Annotated in this window: 5 protein-coding genes; 1 reads left to right on the forward strand and 4 read right to left on the reverse strand. The window is 64.7% G+C overall.

The genetic code is table 11. The annotated features are described in order from the left end of the window. Positions 1 to 227 precede the first annotated feature (227 nt). Positions 228 to 1214 carry a lysylphosphatidylglycerol synthase transmembrane domain-containing protein gene (locus NZM16_RS11625; RefSeq protein ID WP_295448942.1) on the reverse strand — a complete coding sequence of 329 codons (987 nt, stop codon included), beginning with the start codon at positions 1212 to 1214 and terminating at the stop codon, positions 228 to 230. Between the two features lie 800 nt (positions 1215 to 2014). Here NZM16_RS11625 and NZM16_RS11630 point away from each other — a divergent pair. After that, complete coding sequence (locus NZM16_RS11630; RefSeq protein WP_295448939.1) at positions 2015 to 2332, forward strand: hypothetical protein; 318 nt, start codon at positions 2015 to 2017, stop codon at positions 2330 to 2332. Positions 2333 to 2597: 265 nt separating this feature from the next. On the opposite strand, the gene NZM16_RS11635 is transcribed toward NZM16_RS11630, so the two are convergent. The 3 genes from NZM16_RS11635 to NZM16_RS11645 form a co-directional block, all read right to left on the reverse strand. Beyond that, the gene (locus NZM16_RS11635) at positions 2598 to 3518 is read right to left on the reverse strand and encodes a LysM peptidoglycan-binding domain-containing protein (RefSeq protein ID WP_295480517.1); all 921 of its coding nucleotides are present in this window, start codon (positions 3516 to 3518) and stop codon (positions 2598 to 2600) included. Between the two features lie 385 nt (positions 3519 to 3903). Continuing rightward, positions 3904 to 6105: an ATP-binding protein gene (locus NZM16_RS11640; protein ID WP_295480519.1), complete on the reverse strand. Its 2202-nt coding sequence runs from the start codon at positions 6103 to 6105 to the stop codon at positions 3904 to 3906. Between the two features lie 96 nt (positions 6106 to 6201). After that, positions 6202 to 7635 (reverse strand): O-antigen ligase family protein, encoded by a 1434-nt coding sequence (locus NZM16_RS11645; RefSeq protein ID WP_295480521.1) that lies wholly within the window; start codon positions 7633 to 7635, stop codon positions 6202 to 6204. Positions 7636 to 7893 lie beyond the last annotated feature (258 nt).

Here is a 7893-nt window from a genome sequence, read left to right on the forward strand (position 1 = left end):
GGGCCGTGGGGAGGGGGGAGAAAGGGGGGAGGGGCCATCGCCTTCCGGACTCGCTTCGGTTCCTCAAAGCCTCAGTTTATAACTGGACAAAGCAATAGTCCAAGTTGCTATTCCTTTTTATCCTCCTCCCCAATAGCCCAAAAGGCCCTTGGGGGAAGGAGATGCTGGGGGATGGAACCTATTCCACCTCGTCCGATCGGCGTCCAACGGTTTGATCCCACCCGAACTTAATGAGGCCTGGCCTCCTTCTGCAGGAAGCTGAGCCGGAGGCTTCCGGTTTCCATCCAGAGGCCCAGAGCCCCCAGGACCGAAAGGTAAAAATAAACCAGGGCGTGGGAAACCACGGAGATGCTAAAGGCGGTTGCCTGAGGGATTCCAAAGATTCCCATCACCCAAACGGTGATCCCCTGGACCACGCCGATGTACCCGGGGGTGGAGGGGACCAGCATCCCGAAAGTGAGAGCGGTCATGGTCCACAGGGCCGGCAGCCAGTCCGGATGAGCCAGGAAGATCCCCATGACCGCATAGAGTTGGGATCCGACCGCCACCCAGGCCGCGAGAGACCATCCCAGAGCCCCTGCCAGGGCCCGGGGGGTCCGTAGAACTTCCAGGCCGCTCAGGGCGGCCCGCGCTTCTTGCCGCAGGCGTTCCCGGAAGCGTCCGGGGAACGGTGCTGTGAGCCCCTCCGTTAATCTCCAGGCCCAGTTCGGGCGGAACGCTCCGATCATCAGCACCAGAAGCGCCCCCGCCGTCAGGCCCAGCCCGGCCCAACTCAGGATCCCGGTCCCCATGGCCTCCGGCCGGAGGGCGAGGGCGAGCCCCGCCAGCATCAACACGGCCACCAGGTCCAGGACGTGTTCCACAATGATAGACATCGTTACCAGGCCGGGAGGGGTCTGGGGGTAGCGGGCCAGCAGGAGAACCCGGGCCAGTTCTCCCATCCGGAAGGGCAGGAGATGGGTCACCAGATAGCCGACATTAAGGGTGTTCCACAATCGATAGAGGGGCACCCCGGGTGGGCGATTCAACAGGATCTGCCAGCGGACGGTTCGCGCCACCACACTCAGGGTCAGGGCGAGGAGGGCGGGGAACACCCATTCATAATTCCCGGCCTGCAGGGCGGCCCACAGGGTCGGAAGATCCAGCCCCCGGATCGCTCCGTAAAGGGCCAGGGCGCTGATCAGAAGTCCCAGAAGCCATTGCCAGATTCGCAAGGATCACCTCCCTGGCAGATTGGGCAGTGCTGACTCGGGAGGGATCGCGCTCCCGATTCGCGATCCATACATCCCCCCCTGCGAGGCCTTCTGGGCCTCGCAGGGATCCAGGGTGAGAGGCCATTACCATGGCCCTTTTATCCGTCAGCCGCTGAACACTACCCCGGATGGCAGGGGCATCCCCCGCGGGCCCCATTCGGGCGGATCCTGGGATCCTCCCGGACATCCTCAGATCATTCGCCGCCATTATAACAATGCAGCGCTCAAATTTCAGCCCCCAGGTCTCCGGTAGCGCCATGGAATCACGTCTCCCGCCCGGGAGGGGGGAGGCGCTTTCGGGGCGGCAAAACCACCGCCCGAAAGCGCCTTTCTTTCCCCCTTCGCCCCTTGGTGGGGAAGCGGGCGGATAGGAGGGACCGATTCCGCCCTCCATGTCATCCTGCCATACTACCAGATCTCTTGATTTAGGACATTTGGAGGGCGGGGTCGTCGAAGGCGACCCTGCCTATCCTCTAAGATGAGGACGCAGCGTCCCCGGATTTCCCTCTCCCTGCAGCTTTTGGGCCGCAGGGGAGAGAAGCCCCACACCGGCGGAGAGCCGGGACCGAAGGCTCCATCCCTCATCGGCCGAGCGGAAGGCGAGGTATCGGTCCGGGCCACATCCGATATTGTGGAGGCAATCCCTCGGGAGCGTCCCTTGCTTCGGATCATTCCTTGCTGTGCTCCGCTCGGCATCTGTCCTCATTCGATCCATTGCGCGATGAATTTAGTCTTGCCTAAATTTCAGGCGAGCCCATACAATGAGCGTGAAGGCGGGTTATCTGTTTCTTATCCTTGACAGAAAGGAGCGAGCGATGGTCGGCAAATGGGTCTACTACCAGATGGAGGAAGGAGCGGTCGCGCCCGCCCCTGAGGCACCCGCGGAGGAAGTGGCCCCGGCTCCGGCGCCGGCCCCGGCTCCGGCCAAGCCAGCTCGCAAGGCGGCAGCCAAGAAGCCGGCCAAGAAGGCGGCAGCCAAGAAGCCGGCCAAGAAGGCGGCGGCCAAGAAGCCGGCCAAGAAGACGACAGCCAAGAAGCCGGCCAAGAAGACGACAGCCAAGAAGACCGCCCGGAAGTGATCCAGCTCCACGCTCCACCGAACTCTCAGAACCCGGAGGCACCTGCTGGAGTGGGTGCCTCCGGGTTTTTTCACCAGAATCGGCCACCAGATCTTCTCTATACGGCTTCGTCACAGAGCCAGGTGGCGGGGTGAGCAGTAAAGTCGCCCGCCCCGCTACTCCCACCCCGCTTGACCCTCCAACCCCTTCGCCTCCGGGGACGGACTCCGAACGGATATGCTGAATGATCAGCATGGGGCCCTGCCGATCGTGGGGAGGGTGGTGGTCAGGGGCTGAGGAGCTGGTGGAAGGCGGCCTCTCCAGCCCTCGAAAGTCCTCCACGGGGCAGGGCGGATGCTGCAGAAGAGGACGTCGGTGTCCCGGTGGGCGTCTCCGTGTCGGTCGGCGACGGCGAAGGAGAAGGCGTCTCCGTCAGTGGGGCAGTGGGCGTCGGCGTCAGGGTTGGCGTCGCCGTGGGGGAAGGGAATGGAGAAGGCGGTGGCGGAGGTGGCGGAGGCGGTGGGGGCGGCGTGGCCGTCGGCGTCCCCAGCGGCGGCACATAGAGGCGCTGGCCGGCGGTTAGCGTCGGGCTGGTTAAACAATTCGCCTGCAACAGCAGGTAAAGGGGGATCTGGAAACGCACCGCCAGCCGATAAAGCGTCTCCCCTGGTTGCACGGTGTAAAGCACCCAATCGGACGGCGGGCCGCATGGGGTCAGGTTCGGGGTCGGGGTGGGCAGGCGCACCGGCAGATACACCCGCTGGCCGATAAACAGCGCGGGTCCGCGCAGGCAGTTGGCCTCCAGAAACCGGGACAGGGAGATCCCAGCCAGGGTCGCCAGCCGGAAGGCGGTGTCCCCTGGTTGCACTCGATAAGGGATCCAGTCTGCTGGCGGCCGGCAGGGGGTCCGGGTCGGGCTCAGCGAGGATGCGGCAGCCTGGGGGGATGGGATCCCAGGAGGTGAAGTGGTCGGCGACGGCGTTGGGGAGGGAGGCAATGGAGTAAGGCTGGGTGGGATGGCCGTCATGGCCGCGGGCCCCTGGGTCGCTCGCGCAGGAGGGCTTGGGCCCCGCCCGGATCCAAGGGGACGGGGTCGGATCTCCGCGGCGGCCGTCCAGAGGGCACCGATCAGGATCCAGCCCAACAGCAGGAGCGCCAGGGTTCGCCCCAGCGTAAGCTTCCAAGAGGAAACATTTTCGGAGCCCATTCGTTGATTACTCCCCCAGCTCTGGAGGGTGGTCAGATGCTCCCCAAGGCCAAAGGGCCTTGGGGGGCACCGTGCGCGGTGCCCTTGCCCTTTTGGAAGGCCGAGGCCATCTTTGACGGTCTCGGCCCCCTAACATCCATACGAAATCGAAGGCACAATCCCCCACTGCGGATAGACCCCCATAGGAGGGCGCTCAAGTTGTCCTCCACCCCTGGTCGGTTGGGGGATTGCGCTTCATCTTCGGGACGGCGGAAGGCCCCTTCCTGTGGACGAGCCGGACAGCTTGTCCGAACGGGGTATCTGTCAGTTTCTGTGTTCTTATGGGCCACGGAGGATAGCAGGCTGTAATCCCCCAAAGTGCAAGGAATGGCCTGTCGTGCCACGGTCAGGAAGCCAGAGGGAGGACCACTGTGAACGTGCTCCCGGTTCCCGGTTCACTCTCCACCCAGATCCGTCCCCCGCTGGCCTCGACCAGCGCCCGCGCGATGGAGAGGCCGATGCTGTCGCCGACTCCAGAGATCAATGGCGTGGTGGCCCGATAGCGGGGCACGAACACCCGCGAGGCCTCTTCTATGGGAATCCCTCCACCGGTATCCTGCACATGGAGGAAGATCACCCTGGGAACCTCTGGATTCAGGCGAGCCCGCAGGCCAATGGCTGTGCCAGGCCGGCTGCACAGGGCGGCGTTATTCAGCAGATGATAGAGGATCTGCTGGGCGGCGTCCCGATCCACCCGCACGGGGGGCAGATCGTCCGGCCATTCCAGGGCTACCCGCAGGCCCCGTTCCTGAAGCACCGGCTGGAGTTGCTGGAGCACCAGATCCCGGACCTCGGCCAGGTTTAACGCTCCGGGCTCCAGCTGGAAGGTCCCCACCTCCAGCGCAGCGATCTGAATGGTTTCCCGAATCAATCCTGCCATCCGTTCGATATTGGCTTTAATCCGGAGCAGGAACTGGCGCTGGGTGGCTCCTAAGATGCCGACCGCTTCCCCTAACAGGAGATCGGTGTATCCCAGGATGGCCGTCAGAGGGGTTCGCAGCTCCTGAATGAGCGCTAAGATCAATCCCTCTCGATGGCCTTCCGGAGCCGTTGCCAGCGTGGGGGGCGGAGAAGCGTTCCTCCCGTGCTCCGGAGCGGAGGCCACTACTGGGAGCGATGCCCGGGCTTCGATCAGGCGGGCCAGCTCCTCCGCCCGCCGTCGCCATCGCTCCCGCTCCTCCTCCGCCTCCGCGGCCCGGGTCGCCCAGCGGTTGATCTCTCGCTGCAGCATCTGCCGCTCTTCCGCGCGCTGGGCCTCCAGGCGTCGGACGGCCTCTTCATGCTCTTGTTGCAGGGACATCAACGCGACCTCCAGGGTCGCCTTCCGTTCGCGCTCCTGCAGCAGGCTCAGCGTTTGAGCCAGGAGCTCCGCCATCTGCCGGCCCAGACCAGGATCCAGGGAAAGCCTGTGCTTCTCCTCCTTCGGATAGCCGATCAGCCAGGCGCCGAGGAGACGTCCCTGAGCGACCAGGGGCTCGATTTGAAGGAAGCCGATGGTTTCCATCCCGAAAGCCTGCCAGAGCCGCTGGCCCGCTTCCCCCTGTTGATCCTCAGGGGCCAGGAAGCCGGAGGGGCGCCGAAAGATCGCCTCTTCAATCTGAGGATATTCCGGCAAGGAGAGGGTGAGATCTGTTCCCGCCTGGGGCAGGCCTTCCCCTTCCCGTGCGATGATCAGGAGTCGATCGTCCTGTAGCAGCCCGGCTGCTGTCCACCGCGCGCCCAGGAGCTTTCGGGCGGCCTTCAGCGCTTCATCAAGGGGATTCGGCTCCCCCTGCGCCTGAAGGGCGCGGAGCAACCCCCGGCTCCAGGCGCGCCATCCCTCCGCGGCCCTTTCGCGCTCCCCGGAGATCCGTTGCACGGCCTGTAGTGCCAGGCGATATGTGCCTGCTAACCAGAGGGGGAAGGCGGTCAGCATCCCCAGGCGGACCCAGGGGGCCAGATGGGTTCCCGCGAGCGGCATGTTCAGCTGCAGGAGAGCGCCCAGGGCCAGCGCGAAGAACCCCAGCATGCCGGAGCTCCGGAAAGCCGGGGAGGGACGGGCGAGGAGCCACCCCCCGATTCCCAGGGCAAGCCCCAGGGCCCACAACATCCATGCGCGATCGGAAGGGGTAGCGGCATAAAAGAGTGAGGGATCCTGTAGGGAAAGGCTCATCCAGTTAGAGGCGATCAGCCCGTAGGCGCCGAAGGCGATCAGCGTATGAAGGGCGGGGAGCCAGAACCCGGGCGCTTCCTCGATCATCGCCCACCCGATCCAGGCCCATGTGGCGAGATCCACGGCGCGTTCAAGGGGCGGCAACAGGGTCCCGGGGGGCAGCCACTGGCTCTCCACGAAGGCCGCTCCGAAAAGGGCCATTCGCCCGATCAGCCCCAGGCCGGCCGCCAAAGCCATGCGACGAGCGGCGCGGTTTTCTGGGGCGCCTGGGGCGCGCCGGGCCGTCTCCAGGGCCATCAACCACAGGCCCTCCAGGGCTAGGCCCACGAGGAGATGATAAAACAGCGAGGCGGGTCCCTCGGTCAGCAATCGAGCCAGTGTCTGCGCGAAGCTCATCCCGTTGTCCTTTCACGGCGCGGGCAGGGGATCGCCCATAGGATCGATGATAGGACGCACCGCGCATTTCGTCGGGGCGACCACGGGGGGCTGCCCCTACGTGGACGAAACCCGATGGGCCATCCCGGTGGCTGCCGTTCCCAGGCCGATCAACAGCCAGAACCATTGCACCATATGATGGAAATCAAAATTCACGAAGTGATGATCGAAGAGGCCGCTGACCAGGGCGGCCAGCACGGCCCCGTGAAGGCCCAGCCAGATGGGCTCTAAATCCGGGAGGTTTCGCACCACGCGACGCGCGTTCCAGGCGGTGGTGAAAAAGATTCCCATCACGAGAAGGAAGATCCCCAGCCCGACCAGCCCCATCTGGACAGCCAGCAACAGATAGATGCTGGCCACTTTGATGTAAAGATCTACATCCGGCACTCCGGCGAACCCAACGCCGAAGAGCGGATAGCGTGAGATCAGGGTCAGGGCATCCCGATACTCCCCGAATCGCATGCGGGTCGCCAGATCCTCCCCCCGGAGCCCGGCCAGGAGATGTTGCGCGTAGTCCTGGGTGACCGGCAGCAGGAAGAGTAGGATCAGGCTGGCCGCGATCAGGGGAAGCAGCCGCCGGTAGCGGAACAGGCTGAGGGCGAGGACCGCTGTAGCCGTCCCAATGAAGGCACCGCGCGAGAAGGTCAACAGCAACGCCAGCCCCATCGTCCCCAAGAACAGGGCGGTCAGCGGTCGAGGCCACACCGGCCGCGAAGCGAAGACCTGAGGGAGCGTAAGGGCGATCAGGGTTGCCAGGGTGGCGCCCAGCAGATTGGGATCCACGGCTGTGCCGATGGCCCGCTCCGGCTGCTCCGGATCGTCCAGGATATAACGGAGAATGGGCCCACCTTCCCGGTAATACCCCAGCGGCTGAAGGCGAAGCAGCCACTCCTCCGCCCGGGAATCCGGCAGCACATAGAGAACGACCGCGATCAGGGCCGTCAGGAACCCGAAGCCGATGATCCATCGGATCAGGCGGGAGAGCCGGATCTCATCGCGAACAAGGGTGACCACCCAGAAGAACGAAGCGATGGCCAGCAGGAATTCAGCGAACCGCCGGGCTACGGTCTGCGTGAGGGGAGCGTGGGCCAATCCGGCCGTGAAGGTGGCCAGCGTGGTGCCGAGGAAGGCCAGCACAGGAAAACCCAGGGCTGTCCCCTGCGGCGCCCCCAGGCGTCCAGCGGCCCACCACGCCAGCCCGGCCAACAGCCATCCCAGGACGGCCAGATCCAGCAAGGTGGGCGTGAAGCCCAGCCGGACCGGAACTGTTCCAAAGGGGAGCAGGAAGATCACCGCGAGCACCATGAAGAAGGCGGCGTCGATGGAGCTCAGGACCAGGGCGATGAGGATCCCTCCCAGCAGCCCGGCGAGGGCTAAGACAGGGCCTCCGACGGCGATGGCCCAGCCCAGCCCCCAGGCGGCTGCCAGACCCAGGATCAGCGCCATCCATCTTCGAGCTGGGATCGGGCGAACGCTGAACAATTCATTCATCGTGGATTTTTCCAAGTAGGCAACTTCAGGCGGCGAGTCGGATCCAGGCGCCTTCGGGAGGGAAGCAGGCCAAGCCCCTTCCCCTTGAAAAATATTTTGGGGGCTGGGGCGCTGCCGAAGGCGGTGCCCCAGCCCCAAAATCCGCGGGAGAGCTCCGAAGTTGCACATATGGTTGTCCCACCAGAATTATAATCCGGTGGGGTTTCCTGGATAAGGCACCCTTTCGGGGTGATCGATTTTTCGGGCTGGGGTGGGCGC

Origin of the sequence: Thermoflexus sp. (assembly GCF_025055495.1) — a bacterium.
Lineage (GTDB): Bacteria > Chloroflexota > Anaerolineae > Thermoflexales > Thermoflexaceae > Thermoflexus.